At 51.8% G+C, this 16,677-nt stretch carries 14 protein-coding genes; 13 read left to right on the top strand and 1 reads right to left on the bottom strand.

The annotated features are described in order from the left end of the window. The 9 genes from ACE41H_RS21040 to ACE41H_RS21000 form a co-directional block, all read left to right on the top strand. A partial coding sequence (locus ACE41H_RS21040; protein ID WP_445974750.1) for a C1q-like domain-containing protein occupies positions 1-751 on the top strand: 751 nt, incomplete at its 5' end. A 338-nt stretch (positions 752-1,089) separates the two neighbouring features. After that, positions 1,090-2,568 (top strand): Lsa family ABC-F type ribosomal protection protein, encoded by a 1,479-nt coding sequence (locus tag ACE41H_RS21035; RefSeq protein ID WP_375357518.1) that lies wholly within the window; start codon positions 1,090-1,092, stop codon positions 2,566-2,568. 159 nt (positions 2,569-2,727) lie between these two features. After that, positions 2,728-3,243: a TRAP transporter small permease gene (locus tag ACE41H_RS21030; protein WP_375357517.1), complete on the top strand. Its 516-nt coding sequence runs from the start codon at positions 2,728-2,730 to the stop codon at positions 3,241-3,243. Beyond that, positions 3,243-4,532, top strand: coding sequence for a TRAP transporter large permease (locus ACE41H_RS21025; protein WP_375357516.1), 1,290 nt, complete (start codon positions 3,243-3,245; stop codon positions 4,530-4,532). The genes ACE41H_RS21030 and ACE41H_RS21025 overlap by 1 nt, the downstream gene beginning before the upstream one ends. A gap of 58 nt (positions 4,533-4,590) precedes the next feature. Continuing rightward, positions 4,591-5,625 carry a TRAP transporter substrate-binding protein gene (locus tag ACE41H_RS21020; RefSeq protein ID WP_375357515.1) on the top strand — a complete coding sequence of 345 codons (1,035 nt, stop codon included), beginning with the start codon at positions 4,591-4,593 and terminating at the stop codon, positions 5,623-5,625. 74 nt (positions 5,626-5,699) lie between these two features. Then, positions 5,700-7,565, top strand: coding sequence for a cache domain-containing sensor histidine kinase (locus tag ACE41H_RS21015; RefSeq protein ID WP_375357514.1), 1,866 nt, complete (start codon positions 5,700-5,702; stop codon positions 7,563-7,565). Next, on the top strand, positions 7,540-8,286 hold the full coding sequence (locus ACE41H_RS21010; RefSeq protein WP_375357513.1) for a response regulator transcription factor: 747 nt from the start codon (positions 7,540-7,542) through the stop codon (positions 8,284-8,286). The genes ACE41H_RS21015 and ACE41H_RS21010 overlap by 26 nt, the downstream gene beginning before the upstream one ends. Positions 8,287-8,302: 16 nt before the next feature. Next, positions 8,303-8,623 (top strand): cupin domain-containing protein, encoded by a 321-nt coding sequence (locus ACE41H_RS21005; RefSeq protein ID WP_375357512.1) that lies wholly within the window; start codon positions 8,303-8,305, stop codon positions 8,621-8,623. A gap of 283 nt (positions 8,624-8,906) precedes the next feature. After that, a complete protein-coding gene (locus ACE41H_RS21000; protein ID WP_375357511.1) occupies positions 8,907-10,820 on the top strand; it encodes an exosporium glycoprotein BclB-related protein in 1,914 nt (637 codons plus the stop codon). Between the two features lie 186 nt (positions 10,821-11,006). Here the strand turns inward: ACE41H_RS21000 and ACE41H_RS20995 are convergent, their stop codons facing one another. Continuing rightward, complete coding sequence (locus ACE41H_RS20995; protein ID WP_375357510.1) at positions 11,007-11,903, bottom strand: LysR family transcriptional regulator; 897 nt, start codon at positions 11,901-11,903, stop codon at positions 11,007-11,009. A 182-nt stretch (positions 11,904-12,085) separates the two neighbouring features. Here ACE41H_RS20995 and ACE41H_RS20990 point away from each other — a divergent pair, with 182 nt between their 5' ends. The 4 genes from ACE41H_RS20990 to ACE41H_RS20975 are packed head-to-tail and all read left to right on the top strand — an operon-like array spanning position 12,086 to position 16,664. Further along, positions 12,086-13,150 (top strand): extracellular solute-binding protein, encoded by a 1,065-nt coding sequence (locus ACE41H_RS20990; RefSeq protein WP_375357509.1) that lies wholly within the window; start codon positions 12,086-12,088, stop codon positions 13,148-13,150. Positions 13,151-13,165: 15 nt separating this feature from the next. Beyond that, positions 13,166-14,839 (top strand): ABC transporter permease, encoded by a 1,674-nt coding sequence (locus ACE41H_RS20985; RefSeq protein ID WP_375357508.1) that lies wholly within the window; start codon positions 13,166-13,168, stop codon positions 14,837-14,839. 2 nt (positions 14,840-14,841) lie between these two features. Beyond that, positions 14,842-15,969: an ABC transporter ATP-binding protein gene (locus tag ACE41H_RS20980; protein WP_375357507.1), complete on the top strand. Its 1,128-nt coding sequence runs from the start codon at positions 14,842-14,844 to the stop codon at positions 15,967-15,969. A gap of 35 nt (positions 15,970-16,004) precedes the next feature. Beyond that, a complete protein-coding gene (locus ACE41H_RS20975) occupies positions 16,005-16,664 on the top strand; it encodes a metallophosphoesterase (protein WP_375357506.1) in 660 nt (219 codons plus the stop codon). Positions 16,665-16,677 lie beyond the last annotated feature (13 nt).

The following is a 16,677-nucleotide window of genomic DNA, read 5'->3' as shown; positions in this document are numbered from 1 at the left end:
AGCAACAGGAGCCGGAGCCACGGGCGCAACCGGAGCGACAGGAGCTACGGGAGCAACAGGAGCAACAGGAGCCGGAGCCACGGGCGCAACCGGAGCGACAGGAGCTACGGGAGCAACAGGAGCCGGAGCCACGGGCGCAACCGGAGCGACAGGAGCTACGGGAGCAACAGGAGCAACAGGAGCCGGAGCCACGGGCGCAACCGGAGCGACAGGAGCTACGGGAGCAACAGGAGCCGGAGCCACGGGCGCAACCGGAGCGACAGGAGCTACGGGAGCAACAGGAGCAACAGGAGCCGGAGTCACGGGCGCAACAGGTGCAACCGGAGCTACCGGATCAGCTGGGCCGCAATCCGCATTCAGAGCAGCAAGCACTACAAATCAATTGATTACTTCGACTGGTGCGCCAGTTCTTTTCCAGAACGAACTCTTTGATCTAAACAATGAGTATAATCCTGCGATTTCGGTATTTACTGCGAATCAAAGCGGAGTATATTCGTTCACTGCAAGCCTCCTTATGGTTATCGGTCCAGGCACCACAAACATTATTGCTGCGATCTCTGGACCGCAACAAATAACGAAGTATGTTAATGTTGCACCGGGAGACGTTATAACAGTCGAAATCATCGGAATTCAGCAGCTCAATGCGGGAGAGCAGTCAGCTGTGGTTCTGTTACCGAATGCGGGTGCGGTTACCGTGATTGGAAATTCGGTATTTACGCACTTTGAGGCAGCACGCTTTCCATCCCCATAAGGATACAACCATTCCAGGGATGGATTTCTTCCTGGAAACAGTTGTCCCATAAGCATTCGGTTGGCTTGAAAAACCTTCAAACATTGTGTTAAGCTATAGCTAACTTAAACGACAGGAGCTGAAACGGATGGATATTTCTTGCTAAGGATATAAAACAATAATGCGAGTTAGTTCGCATGTTTTATTCTTTATGCAAGAAAGTTACTTCATCCTTTCATCTCTGCGGTATATGCTTATCTGACGCCATACGTGGGTCGGTAGGGCTTGCTGTATATTGAGGCTGCAGGAAAGTAGTAACTTTCTTGCAGCCTTTATTTTTTTGCAGGAGGCTACCACTCATGTCATTAATCAATGTAAGCAATCTGACATTCGCTTATGATGGCAGCTATGACAACATTTTCGAGAATGTCAGCTTTCAAATTGATACCTCATGGAAGCTGGGCTTTACGGGCAGAAACGGGCGGGGGAAAACGACCTTTCTGAACCTATTGCTTGGCAAATACGAATACAGCGGCCATATTTCCGCAGATATCGGCTTTGAATATTTCCCTTTTCAAGTGCAAAACAAGGAAAATCAAACCCTCGACATCGTGGGGGAAATTTACCCGGATTACGTCCTCTGGGAATTGCTGCGGGAGCTTTCGCTGCTGAAGGTTTCCGACGACGTATTATACCGTCCGTTCGATTCCTTATCGAATGGAGAGCAAACGAAGGTGATGCTGGCGGCTCTGTTTCTCAAGGAAAACAGCTTCCTGTTAATCGACGAACCGACCAACCATCTCGACATGGAGGCAAGAAGGCTCGTCAGCGACTATTTGAACGGCAAAAGCGGATTTATCCTGGTGTCCCATGATCGGGCCTTCCTGGATCACTGCGTGGATCATATCCTGTCCATCAACAAGACCCATATTGAGATTCAAAAAGGCAGCTTCTCCGACTGGTGGGAGAATAAACAGCGTCAGGACAACTTCGAGCTTGGGGAAAACGATAGACTTCGCAAGGACATCAAGCGCTTGACGGAGGCTGCCAAACGGACGGAGGGCTGGTCTCATCAGGTAGAGAAAACCAAGAACGGGACAAAAAACTCCGGCTCCAAGGTGGATAAAGGCTACGTCGGCCACAAGGCCGCAAAAATGATGAAACGCTCCAAATCCATGGAACAAAGGCAGCAGTCCTCAATTGAAGAAAAGTCCAAGCTTTTGAAAAACATTGAAACCTCGGAAAGCTTGAAAATTTCCCAATTGAGCTACCATAAACCGCAGCTCGCCGAGCTTGAGCAAGTCTCGATTTACTATGGGAAGAGAGAGGTTTGCCGGGATGTCAGCTTTACGATCGAGCGGGGCGACCGGATCGCGTTATCCGGGAAAAATGGCTCCGGCAAATCCAGCATCATCAAACTGATATGCGGCGAGGATATCAGCTATACGGGCACGTTCCGCAGAGGGAGCCAGCTACAAATTTCCTATGTATCACAGGATACCTCGCATTTGCAGGGCAATTTATCGGACTATGCGCGGGAACACGGCATTGACGAAAGCCTGTTTAAAGCCATTTTGCGAAAGCTGGATTTTTCACGGCTTCAATTCGAAAAGGATATGGCGGATTTCAGCGGCGGCCAAAAGAAAAAGGTGCTTATCGCCAAAAGCCTCTGCGAGCAGGCGCATTTGCTCATATGGGATGAACCGCTGAATTTCATTGATGTCATTTCCCGTGTGCAGATCGAAGAGCTGCTGCTGGATTATGAGCCGACCATTTTGTTTGTGGAGCATGACCGGGAGTTTTGCGGCAATATTGCCACCAAGGTAGTGGAACTATAACAGTCAACAGGAGGCCCTGTCCGGTCATGAATCGGGCGGGGCCTTGCTTACAAAAAACAAAAATATTACAAGAAAATCACAATTCATTCCCCTGTTCAGCATTTTTGCAATCGCTTACAATTGGCGAAGACTGTTAATCATGCAAAGGAGGGGTGGATATTGAACCAAATCATACAGGGCTTGAAATCGGCTGCTTTAGGCATAGATCGGGCCATTGAAACGTTTGCGGTGAGCGCAGTCGCACTCATGACGCTGATCGTAACCGTGCAGGTCATCACGCGCAAGCTGTTCGGGTTTGTATTTTTCTGGTCCGAGGAGCTGACGCTGCTGCTGCTGATCTGGTTTTCGTTTCTCGGCATCGCGATCGGCTTCCGGGAGAAGCTTCATTTGGCCATGGACGTAATATCAGGCAGGTTATCCCGTGGTATCAACCGGGTGCTGGATATTGTGATCGGGCTCTCTACGTTTGCCTTCGGTTTGTATTTGATCAAATACGGCTGGGATTTTACAAAATTAATGCATCCCAACCGCATGTCCGCCACAGAATGGCCCAGCAGCGTGATGTATGTCGTTATGCCAATCACGGGTGTACTCGTATGCATCTATGCGCTGCTGCAGATGTTGGGCATGGATACAACCCGGCACAAGCAGCTTGACGAGGAGTTGATGGAATAATGACGACAGCGATTATCGTATTGACGGTCAGTTTTGTGGTGCTGATTTGGTTCCGCTTTCCCATTGCCCTGGTGCTGGCGTTATCCTCTCTGCTGACAGCCATAACGCTGAACATTCCTCTGGCAGTAATCGGCCAGCGCATGATTCAGGGCATGAACTCTTATTCGCTGCTCGCCATTCCGTTCTTTATTCTGGCAGGACAAATCATGAGTGAAGGCGGCCTTGCACTTCGTCTCATCAATCTGGCGCAACTTACAGTCGGGGCCATTCGCGGTGGGCTCGCCATGGTGAACTGTGTCGCCTGCATGCTCTTCGGCAACATAAGCGGATCGGCTGCGGCCGACGTATCTTCGGTCGGGGCGGTCATGATCCCGATGATGAAGAAGAAAAATTACGATGCCGACTATTCGGTCGCCGTCACCTCGGCTGCGGCGATACAAGGAGTCGTCATGCCGCCCAGCCATAACATGATTTTGTATGCGCTCGCGGCAGGCGGTGTATCTATCTCCAGCCTTTTTATGGCCGGAATTGTGCCTTGTCTCGTGCTGCTTGCGGCACTGATGACGACTTCCTACTTCATCGCCCGTAAACGGGGCTACGCCAAGGGTGAACCTGTCCAGCTGAAGGAAGTTCCGAAAATCCTCAGGGACGGTTTTCTGTCAATGATGACCGGTGTCATCATTCTGGGAGGCATTTTCACCGGCTGGTTCACCGCTACGGAAGCAGGAGCGATCGCCTGCGTGTATGCTTTTATATTGACCTTTTTCATATACAGAGATATCCCGCTCTCCCGGATCAAAATCATTTTCTTGCGGACCTTTCGCACGGTGGCTATGGTGCTGTTTCTTATTTCGGCTTCCAACGCCTTTGCTTGGGTTCTGACTTATCTTAAAATTCCGACCATGTTGACTAATTTGCTGCTGAGTATTTCGGATGAACCGTTCATCATTCTGCTGATCATCAACATTCTGCTGCTTATTCTGGGTGCGCCGCTGGATATGGCCCCGCTGATTCTGATTATGACACCCATCCTGTTCCCGGTCGTGACGGCGCTTGGCATGGATCCGGTTCATTTCGGGATCGTTCTGATCCTGAATTTGGGCATCGGGCTGATTACCCCGCCTGTCGGTACAGTATTATTCGTAGGCTGTGCGATAGGCAAGGTTACGATTGAACAGGGCACCAAAGCGCTGATCCCGTTTTTCATCGTGATGGTGGCGGTTCTGATGCTTATTACCTATGTACCGTCCATTTCCATGTGGCTGCCGAATTTGGTAAACGGCTCTTAACCTGTCAAGACAAAGTGTGTGTACACGAACCAACGATAAATGAAAGGAAGGTTCTTTAATGATGAAAAGACAAAAAAGAAAAGGTCTGTTATGTGTCCTTCTTGCCGGGGTTGTTACTTTCACAGGATGCTCTGCAGGGGGAGCAGAGAACCCTGGTACGGGGAATGAAGAACAGGGAAGCGGTTCGACATACAATTTCCGGCTGGCCGAGACTCATCCGGCCGATTATCCGACGACGAAGGGAGATATGAAATTCGCCGAGCTGGTGAAGGAAAAGTCAGGCGGACGTATTACGATTGATGTATTTCCGTCAGCTCAGCTTGGGGAAGAAAAATCGGCTATTGAGCAGGTTCAACTGGGTGCCATCGAATTCACAAGGGTCAGCACCGGACCGATGGCTGAATTCAACAAGGATTTCGGGGTGTTCAGTCTGCCGTATATTTTCAACGATGACGATCATGTATGGAAATTCCTGCAGAGCGATGGGGGAACAAAGCTGCTGGACAGTCTGGAGTCTTCAGGCTTAAAGGGTCTTACCTACTACAGCTCCGGTTCCCGAAGTTTTTACTCCACGAAACCTCTGACCAAGCTGGAAGATTTGAAAGGAATGAAAATCAGGGTGATCGAAAACAAGCTGAATATCGAAATCATGAAAGCGCTTGGAGCAAACGCGACGCCGATGGCCTACGGGGAAGTGTACAGTGCGCTGCAGACCGGCATTATTGATGCGGCGGAAAACAACTATCCGAGCTATTATTCAAGCAAGCATTTTGAGATCGCCAAAAACTATATCCTGGACAGTCACCAGAGAGTACCGGAAGTGCTGCTGGTCTCCAAGCAGGTGTGGGATACGCTGTCTCCGGAGGACCAGGCCGTTGTAAAAGAAGCTGCTGTCGAATCAACGGCATTTCAGCGGGAAGAATGGGCCAAATATGAGAAGGAGTCGGAAGAGCAGGTGCGCGCGGGTGGTGCCGTCATTACAGAAATCAGTGATGCGGATGCCTGGAAAAATGCAGTCAAACCTGTCATCGAAAAATACCGCAGTGAGTATGGCGAAATATTGGATGCCATCGAACAGGCCAAAGCCGAATAAATAGAGGATATAACACATAGCATGCAGAATCGTTCTACAATCCGGAAGGAATTGTAGGGGAGTGCTCGAATCAGATGCCATTCAAACGCCTTTTGCGAACCATTCTGCTCCGTGACCGGTCGCTGATGACCAAGCTGACCGTATATTCGGCCATCCTTGTGCTCGTGCCCATGCTGTTAATCGGTTATATTTCCTTCCGCCAATCTTCGCTGACACTGGAAAGTGAAGCAAGACGCTACAGCTGGCAGATTATCGATCAGGTGCAGCATTATGTGGAGGATTACTTTCGCGATTTTGAGATCAGCACGCTGAAAATCATTAACCATCCCGACACTACAGCATTTCTGCGAGCTTATACGAGCGGTAAACCGACGGATGCGGACCATGAAAGCAGAGTGCGGAATGTGCTGCAAAATTCTGCATTTTCCCGATCGGATGTGGCCAACATCTCCCTGATCCTGGACCATGAACGCATCATTGATTCGAATGATCAGCCGGGTACAGTGTCTGTACAGGATGCCGAGCGGGAGGCATGGTTTGACACGGTTCCGGTCACGGGCAAACCGAAGGTGCTGGCACGGGTTATTCATTGGAAAGGAGAGGCAGAGCCTGTCGTGTCCGTCGCCAAGCGCATTGCCAGTCCGCAGGATCTCAAGCCGTTTGGCATGCTTGTCATTGATCTGAATTACAAACGTCTGGAGGATACCGCCCGCAAGGTCCGGCTTGGTCAGTCCGGAAACGGCTACCTCATGATTCTGGATGAAGAGGGCAGATACGTATATCATCCGGACCAGAAGCTCATCGGATCCCTGGCGGATTACAGGATTGTACAGCAGCTGCAGTATCGCAGCAACGGTTCATTTACGTTCGAGCAGAACGGAAAGCGCCTGCTTACCTTCAGCCGCAGCGAGGGGCTAAACTGGCATCTTGTGACCTCGATTCCATACAATGAGCTTATGGAGAGCAGAACGAGGATGGCGCATGCTATTTTCGCCACGACCGCCTGGTTTGTGCTGATTGCGTATGTGCTGAGTCTGGGGCTGGCTGCAAGCCTGATCAGGCCGATCAAGAGGCTGCATCTGCACATGAAACGGGTGGAGATCGGTGATTTCAAAGGGCATATCAAAGTGGAAAACGCGGATGAAATTGGCATGCTGACAGCCGATTACAACCGGATGGTGAAGCGGTTATCCGAGCTGCTTGAAGAAGTGTATGTCTCGAGGGTAAAAGAAGCGGAGACCCATCTCAGGCATAAAGAAACGGAGCTGCGCATGCTGCAGGCGCAAATCAACCCCCATTTTCTCTATAATGCGCTGGAGACGATCCGGGGTATGGCACTTGCGGAGGAGCGGGAAGAGATTGCGGATATGTCTGCCGCACTGTCGCGCCTGCTGCGTTATAACGTCAAAGAAGATCAACCTGTCGTCACGGTCCGGCAGGAGCTGGCTGTTGTGGAAATGTATCTGCGTATTCAGAAGTACCGCTTTGATGAGCGACTGGAATACAGCTTCCATCTGCCCGACTGGGTGCTCGAGCAGCAGCTTCCCAAATTCACGCTGCAGCCCTTGGCGGAAAATTGCATCGTGCACGGTCTGGAAGCGAGCACTGAAGGAATAAGCCTCACCATATCCGCACATCGCATCGGGAATACCTTCGTGCTTGCCGTTGGCGATGACGGGCCGGGCATGCCCCCTGAGCGGCTGGAGAGCGTTCGCCAAAGTCTGCAGCATTCGAACGCCCGTTCCTCAGGTCATATTGGAATCGATAACGTGAACCGCCGTATTCGCTACTTGTTTGGAGAACAGTTCGGACTGGTGATCGAAAGCAAGCTGTCAGAAGGGACCACCGTTCAAATGGTCCTGCCTTACGAGGAAACGAAGCCGTTCCATGAAAAGGGATGGGGGGAGGTATGGAATGACCTATCAGATTCTGCTGGTTGAGGACGAGAAATGGGTCAGGACCGCGCTTCGCAAGGTGATCGAAAAAATCAAGCTGCCGTTCACTGTCGTTCATGAATCCACCAACGGGATGGAGGCGTGGAAGTGGCTGGAACACAGTCGTGCAGATATTGTACTGACAGATATCCGCATGCCGGTCATGGACGGTTTGACACTGCTTAAGCAAATCCGGAATAAGGGGAAAGCGACGGACATTATCATCGTCAGCGGTCACGATGAATTTGCTTACGCACAGCAGGCGGTCCGGCTTGGCGCCTTTGACTATTTTCTCAAGCCTGTCGATGCGGAAGACATGACGGAATGCTTCCGGAACTGGCTTCAGCGTCAGGAGCCCGGTACCGCCGCGACTAAGGTACAGCAAGATGGCGATCAGCATATCCGACCACCGGTTGACCAGGTCATTCATTATATCGAAAGCCAGCAACGTTATGATCTGATGCTTGCCGAAGCAGCAGCACTCGTGCATTTGAATCCCAGCTATTTCTGCAAGCTGTTCAAGCAGCAAAAAGGCGTGACATTTACCGACTATATGACATCAGTCCGCATGCGGGAAGCGGTCAGACTGCTGGAGCATACCACCCTTCGCATCACGGAAATTGCCGACAGGCTCGGATTCACGGATGCGGCTTATTTCAGCAATACATTCAAAAGAGAGGCGGGGACATCGCCTAGCGAATACCGGAAAAGGCTGCATCCTGCCTAGGAGAGGAGAACATGAGATGAGAACGTTCGAAGAGTGGGAACAGGCTGAGCCGGGTGTGAAGCGCAAAATTTTCGCACCTGGTACTGGGCTGATGATGATGGAGGTCCACTTTGAAGCCGGAGCCGCAGGCTATCAGCACAGCCATCCCCATGAACAGATGAGTTACTGTATTCGGGGGGAACTGGAGTTTACAATCGACGGTACGACCCGGCGTATCAGGCAGGGTGAAACCGTTGTCATTCCCGGAGGAGCCAGACATGGGGTGATCGCCAAAGAAGCCTCGGTGCTGCTTGACTGCTTCACACCGCTCCGTGAGGATCTGTTGAACAGGGGCTAGTGCAGGATTATAAATAATACCCGTATAGGGTTTTGTGATTCTCCTATAAATCCACTGGATTCTTCAGTGGATTTTTTTAATCCATTTTACGAGTCAGATGCCTCTTGACCTGCTCAAAGAAAAAGAGCCCTTGATCAATTGGACTTTGCCCTCCCGGTTCTTTGTGCCCAATTTTAAGTCTATTAGCCCTTCATTGGTAAAATAGGAGTTCAACCTAGTACCGTTTCAGGCAAATCCCATAATTATATAGAGTAAAATCTGATTCTATTAGGGAGGTGCCATTTTGTCACAAGCGAATATACCTAATATATCCCCGTTCATTTCAGTAACCCGAGATGACGCCATCAACTTATTGTTAACATCCATTGCAATGGAAGAACTCGGTTTAAGCCATATTCTCAACGCTGAAGGGGAAAAAATTCAATTTGTGCTCGGGACATTGCCAGGAGTGAGTTCGCCGCCGGCTACGTTAAGTGATATTTTCTCGGTTAATACGAGTGTACAAAATACCATTAGTAATTTGACTAAAAAAGAACTGCTACTTCAATCCAAGCTTGAGACTGTATTAGGAGCAGCTACATCTTCGGGAGTTACAGGAACAACAGGAGCCACGGGAGCTACTGGGGCAACGGGGACCACGGGAGCAACAGGAGCAACAGGAGCAACAGGAGCAACTGGGCCGACGGGAGACCCAGGGCCAACAGGAGCTACCGGAACAACAGGAGCTACTGGGGCAACCGGTACTACCGGAACAACAGGAACCACTGGAGTAACAGGGGCAGCGGGGACAACCGGGGCAACGGGAGCGACAGGTGCTACCGGGCTAACGGGAGACCCAGGGCCGACAGGTGCTACCGGAGCTACTGGTGCAACAGGGGGCACTGGTGCCACAGGTGATACAGGAGCCACAGGGGCAACAGGAACAACAGGCGCAACGGGAGTAACAGGTCCACCAGGAGGAACCACAGGAAGCACAGGGGTAACTGGAGCCACCGGGGCCACAGGTGATACAGGAGCTACCGGAGCCACGGGTACAGCAGGTGCAACAGGAGCAACAGGAGCCACGGGAACAGCGGGAGCCACCGGAGTCACGGGAGCTACCGGGGCCACAGGTGATACAGGAGCTACGGGTACAGCAGGTGCAACAGGAGCAACAGGAGCAACGGGAACAGCGGGAGCCACCGGAGTCACGGGAGTTACCGGGGCCACAGGTGATACAGGAGCCACAGGAGCAACGGGAGCCACCGGGGCCACAGGTGATACAGGAGCCACAGGTGCAACAGGTGCAACGGGAGCCACGGGAGCCATCGGGGTCACAGGAGCCACCGGGGCAACGGGAGTTACCGGGGCCACAGGTGATACAGGAGCAACAGGAGCAACGGGAGCTACGGGTACAGCGGGAGCAACGGGAGCCACCGGGGCCACAGGTGATACAGGAGCAACAGGTGCAACAGGTGCAACAGGTGCAACAGGAGCAACGGGAACAGCGGGAGCCACCGGAGTCACGGGAGCTACCGGGGCCACAGGTGATACAGGAGCAACGGGAGCTACGGGTACAGCGGGAGCCACGGGAGCCACCGGGGCCACAGGAGATACTGGAGCCACTGGAGCCACCGGAGCTACCGGAGCCACTGGTGCGACAGGGGGCACGGGAGTTACCGGTACCACTGGCGCAGGTGCAATCATTCCGTTTGCATCAGGTACCCCGGTTACAATGACTACTCTTTTAACAGGGCTAGTCGGTACAGTGGGTCTGGTCGGATTTGGAAATTCAGTCTCGGGTGTTTCTGTGCTTGGCGGTGGAACTATTGATCTTACAGGGGCAGGAGGAACACTTCTTGACTTTTCTTTCTCTGTTCCCCGCAATGGAACGATCGACTCAATAGCGGCGTACTTTAGTACGACAGCGGCTTTGAATCTTATAGGATCAACAGTTACGGTAACAGCCCAGTTATATAGCTCAACAGTACCTAACAATATTTTTAGTCCAATCCCCGGCGCGATAGTTACGTTAGCTCCATCACTTACAGGGTTACTTCCAATTGGAACAATTAGTAGCGGGCTAGTATCAGGTTTGGGAATACCGGTGACCGCGGGCACACGCCTTCTGCTGGTGTTTGCTATAACTGTAACTGCCGGCATTGCTATTGCTACCGCGGTTGCAGGTTATGCAAGTGCCGGTGTCGGTATTAATTAACAAAAGAAAATATGATTAAATAATATAGTATCTACGCTTTTGGAATGGTTTCTATTTACCTTCCAGAAGCGTTTTTTAGTACTGGTTGGGTCAGCCCATACTGCCGCCTGAAGAAGTTGTACTCTGTGTCTAAACGGGTTGGGTTCTCTATCACGGAGAACATGCTGCGGTTAAGCTGCATGTAGCCTAGCGTTCCGCTACAGTCTGCATATAATCAATAAACATTTTAGTATGCTGAGAATAAATGGGCTCGTCCCGGTACACCAGACAGATATATCTGCGGTTGGTATACCCGCCGCCCGGGAGGGACCGTTTCACAAGCTCCCCGGCTGCTGTCTCCCTAAGCACGCTGCGCAGAGGCAGCACACCTATCCCCATACTGTATTTCAAAGATTCTTTTATCGTCTCAATAGCCCCCAGCTCCATAGTGGATCTGAACTCCAGTCCAATAGCGGACGCCCATTCTTCCGCCAGCCGTCTTGAGGTTGTGCCGCCTTCGTGCAGCAAAAAGGTTTCATCTTGCAGATCATCTGCTGTCAAATGCTCTATATTGGCCAGGGGATGCTGAGGGCTCATGACCAGCTGCAGTTCATCTTCAAGCAGCGGAATTACACAAATTCCTTTTTCTTCATCCAGGGGCAGAGAGACGACCGCTACGTCAATTTCATAATTTCGCAGCATATGCAGCATGCTCTCTGCCTTTTTTACATTCAGCAGCAGGTGAACAGATGAATATCTGTGCCGGAATTCGGCCAGATAAGGCGGCAAATAGTAGGTGGCTGGTGTATAGCTTGCCCCAAGCTTCAACTTGATGCCCGTTTTGGCCGCATGCATGCTCATCCGCGCTGCAGCTTCATCCATCAGGGACAGAATATGGCGTGAATAGGGAAGCAGCTCTTCAGCCGCCTTGGTCGGCCGCAGGTTCCTGGAATGCTTGCGGAAAAGCTCCACCCCCAACTCCTCCTCCAATTTTCGCAGATGAAAACTGACCGTAGGCTGCTTCAGCCCCAAATGCTCCGCCCCGCCTTGCAGCGTTCCTCTTTTCATCACTTCCACAAAGACTTTCAATTGTTGTACATTCATGGACAACCCTCGCTTTTTGCTTAAAATATAGATGATTTCTTTGTTACTAACAATACATATAGATAAATTTAATAAAAAAGGGCATTTGCTTTAACTTCGTGGTTACATTGTTTCGTTAAAGTTTGAGATAGCGCATCAGCGTTTCAGTAAATAGCTAAGTTCATATGAGGGGGAAAAGTATCGTGGGTAACAAATGGATGAAAAAAGCAGGTATTGCCTTCAGCGCGCTGGCCTTAATGACGGTCACGGCGTGCGGAGGTCAATCTCAGACTGCGGCAGGCGAGGAGCAGGGGAAAACTAACACATCATCTGCTCAAGCTCAAGAGCTTACCGTTTATCTGAATGATTTTGATGCCGTAATCGGCGACACGTTTGAGAAAAAAACAGGCATTAAACTCAATATCGTTTCCGGTAACGGAGCCGAAATCATGTCCAGGATTGAAGCGGAAAAATCCAATCCGCAATGGGATGTGGTCTGGATCGATGCCATGCCTTCGATCTATGGCCTTGACGCCAACGGACAGCTGCTGCAGGGCTGGACTCCCGATAATGCCGCAGGCTTGAAGAAAGCGTACAAAGCCGTTATCCCGGAAGATGGCGCTTATTACCCGACAGGCGCACACGCTGCCGGAATTATTGTATATAACAAGGATAAGGTGTCTGAGGAGCAAGCTCCCAAGACATGGGATGATCTGAAAAAGGATACATATAAAGGGCGTATCGGTATGGCCGACCCGGCGGTAGCAGCACCGGCGTATCCGTTCGTGTCCTGGTTTTTCAATCAACAAGGCATGGAAGGAGGACAGGCCTATTTCGACAGCCTGATGAAGCAAGGACTTCATGTATATCCTAAAAACCCGCAAGTGGTTCAGGCCATGACTTCAGGAGAGATTGACGTGGCAGCACTGCAGGAATCCAATGCGTACAGCATGCTGGCGGATGGAGAGCCGGTGAAGCTGGTATGGCCCGCAGAAGGGGCGCCTGCGTCGGTAAGGGTGGCTGCTATCCAGAAGGATTCCGATCAGATCGAAGCAGCCAAGGAATTCGTGAACTTTCTTCTTGATCCGCAAGTTCAGCAGCAGCTGGTGGATGAAGGGGACGAAAGCTATTTCGAGCCTTCCGCAGAGGGCGCCAAGCCCAAGCCGGAACGAGATCCGAATGCCAAGCTGAATATTGCCGATGCTGCCTGGGCAAGTGAACATGAAGCTGAAATCAAGCAATGGTTTGCCGACCAGTCTGTCCAGTAAGCGACAATGAAAGGTTTGAGTATAAATCGGCTGGGCTGGGCAGTCAGCCTGTTATTAGCCATTTTGGTTCTGTTTCCCTTGGGAGCGGTCATCATCCAGGTACTGCTCCCTGGTATCTTTTTTGGTGATCTGAATTTCGGAGATATCTCTTTGCTGGGAGATGTATTCACCCGGCCCTTGTGGCGAAAATCGCTGGAGAATTCGCTTCTGCTCGGGATCGGGACTGCGTGCTTCGGCACGCTGCTCGGTACCGTGCTGGCGATGGCGCGTACCCGCTGGCGGTTTCCCGGTGCGGGGCTGCTGGATGCCACTGCCTGGATACTGCTCATCATGCCATCCTTTATTCTTGCCCAGGGCTGGATTATGTTCTCTGCAGGCAATGGATTGGCCGTTTCCGTGCTCGGCTGGGAGTGGGTGACGAGAGCTGTTTTTTCACCGGCCGGACTGATCGTAGTGATGACTTTAAGCAAATTCCCGCTCGCATATCTCACGGTACGTGCGGCGATGGAATGGAAAATGGAGATGCTGTCTGATGCCGCGAGATTATGCGGGGCTTCTCCTTTCCGGGTATGGAGAACGATCCAGACGCCGCTGCTGCTGCCATCCATTTGCTCGGGTGCTGCGCTTGTTTTTATGGACACCATCGGTGATTTCGGACTTCCATCGGCGATAGCGGTCGTATATAAGTTTCCGACACTGCCTTATTCCATTTACTCTGCCATTTATACGTCACCGATCCGTTTTGATATGGCCGGTGTGCTTTCTCTGTATCTGGTTGTGATCATTGCGGTGGCGATGGCTCTGCAGTTTTATGTGCTGCGCAGGGCCCGATATGATATTTTATCCGGCCGTGCAGTACCTTCCGTGCCGACAACGGCTGGCCATTACCGATGGCTGCTCGCGGGCGGAACTCTGCTCTTTGTTCTGATCGTGCTCGGCATTCCTATCGGCTCAAGCTTTGTCATGTCACTGCTGCGTGTTCAGACCGACGGGTTGTCCAGCGGGAATCTTACGCTCGATAACTACCTGGAATTGTTCAAGCAGGGTGCGGCCTTGTTTCCAGGGCTTGGCCGATCGCTCATGATTGCAGGAGCTGCGGCCTTATTCGGTCTTCTCATTGGACTGGCGGCAAGCTTTGTGCTCGCTTATTCCAGATTCAGGTTTAAGCGGCTCATTGAAACAGCGTCACTGGTTACCTTCGCCGTTCCGGGGGTTGTGCTCGGGATTGGCTACATATTCGTCTGGAACCAGAAGTGGCTGGAGCCGCTTGGACTCCGGTTATACGGCCAACCAGCGATTCTGGTGCTGGCAGCGATCGCGGGAGCCATACCCATTATTACGCGGGTGATGAGCGGGGCTATGGCCAAAGTGCCGCAAAGCCTGCTCGATGCAGCGCAAATGCAGGGAGCATCGCTGCTGAGCCGGGTGAGGATGATCCTGATTCCGCTCGTGCGTGGAGCGTTGGTATCCGCTGGCCTTGCGGCCTTCGGGTCAAGTGTGTTCGATCTGGCGGTGAACTCGATTCTGTTTCCACCCAATTTTCAAACACTGCCTGTCGCCATTGACGATGCTTTTGAGGACATGCGTTTTGGCTACGCAGCCGCAGCCACGATCACCGGTGGGGGCATCATCGTATGTATCATGATTATCGCCGAACGTATTTTTTATAGAAAAGGGGCGAAGAAATAAATATGAAAACATCAGCTGCCCAAACCACAAGTCCACTGCTTGAGATCAGCAATATGGTTAAACGATACGGGGAGGTCAAAGCATTAAACGGAGTCAGCCTTGATCTGAAGGAGGGAGAGATCATCAGTGTGCTCGGCCCTTCAGGCTGCGGAAAATCAACACTGCTGCAGCTGGTGGCAGGGCTTGCCCAGCCGGATGAAGGCGAGATTCGGCTGCTCGGGCAGAAGATTGCTTCTTCTACCAAAATGGTTCCGCCGGAGAAGCGCGGCGTGAATATGGTTTTTCAGGATTATGCGCTGTGGCCGCATATGAATGTGTACGACAATGTCGCCTACGGATTGAAGCAAAAGCGGCTTGGCACCGACGCCATCAGGAAAAAGGTTCAGGAAGCGCTTGCGCTGCTTCATCTCGAAGGCTTTGAACACCGCTTGCCTCCCCAGCTGTCGGGTGGACAGCAGCAGCGTGTCGCCATCGCCCGCGCGCTGGTGACCGAACCGCGCTTGATGCTCCTGGATGAGCCGCTGTCCAATCTGGACATGAGGCTGCGTATTGAAATGCGCTCGGAAATGGCCGTTTTGTTCCGGCGGCTGAAAATGAGCGTATTTCATGTGACACATGATCCGGAGGAAGCGTTCGCCATGGCGGATCGTCTGCTCATTATGCGCAGCGGCGCAATCGATCAGTTCGCGTCACCAATCGAATGTTATAACCGCCCGGCCAGCAGGCAGGCTGCTTCGCTCCTTGGCGCAATCAATCACCTGTCCGGTGAATTCGTAGCAGCTCCGCATGGCCTGGCGCTCAAGACGGCAGCCGGGATACTGCAGGGAGTCCATTGTGAACCCGGAAATGTTCCCCGGGAAGGAACGGCGGGCGAAGTCCGCTTTCGCCCCGAGGCATTGACTGTACACACAGCTAATGAGTCGCAGTTAGCAAATTCGCATGACTTGCCCAAGCATAGTTTGCTTGAAGCACAGGTCATTCACTGTACGTTCGAGGGCAGCCATTGGCGCTCCCTGCTGGAATGCGGGGAAGGGAGCCGGCTGTATATGCTGAGTGCAGAGCCACTGCAGCCGGGAAATCTGGTCAGCTTGAAATTACCTCGTGAAGCTGCGTTTCTATATGCGACTTGATCATAGATTAAAGCAGAAAGGCCGTAGATAATTTGTTGAATTCAACTGAAAACACTGGCCGCCTTTTGGTCATTTCAGATATCCACGGGCACAAGCACGGATTGTCTTTACTGCTGTCCGAAGCTGCATATAACCCCCGTGAAGACCGCCTTATTCTGGGTGGAGATTACATTAATGACACGCCTGACACCTGGGACACGCTTGATACCATACAGGCGCTGGTGCAGGGCGGCGCGCAGGCCATCCTTGGCAATAAGGAGACCAAGCTAATGAATCAGCCAAAAGAGAAAACGAAAGCTGTTCGTGCCCTGATCGACTGGCTGCATTCACTTCCAGCTTACATAGAGGAGGATGGATTTCTATTTGTACATGCCGGTTTTCGACCAGGGGTGCCGCTTGAAGACCAGACGCTTAAAGATATGACCGAGATTCGTGAGGAATTCTGGGGAGAGAGTGATTCAGTCAATGATCAGCCGGGTACGGTCATCTTCGGCCATACGCCGACGTTCCGGATAGGGGCAAGTCCTGGGGAGCTATGGCGGGCAAACCGGAAAATCGGCATCGATACCGGTGCCAAGCATGGCTGCCGGCTGACACTGCTTGATGTGCATGCCCAAATGACTTATTCCTGCTCAACTGCTGCGGGTAGCATGTACGAGGATTTGCGCATACAAGATCTGAATATACTGAAATGAACTGATTATTACG

This window comes from Paenibacillus enshidis (assembly GCF_042136365.1).
GTDB classification, from domain to species: domain Bacteria; phylum Bacillota; class Bacilli; order Paenibacillales; family Paenibacillaceae; genus Paenibacillus; species Paenibacillus enshidis.
Note: the sequence above shows the minus strand (reverse complement) of the source record. Positions and strands in the feature narration are given on the sequence as shown.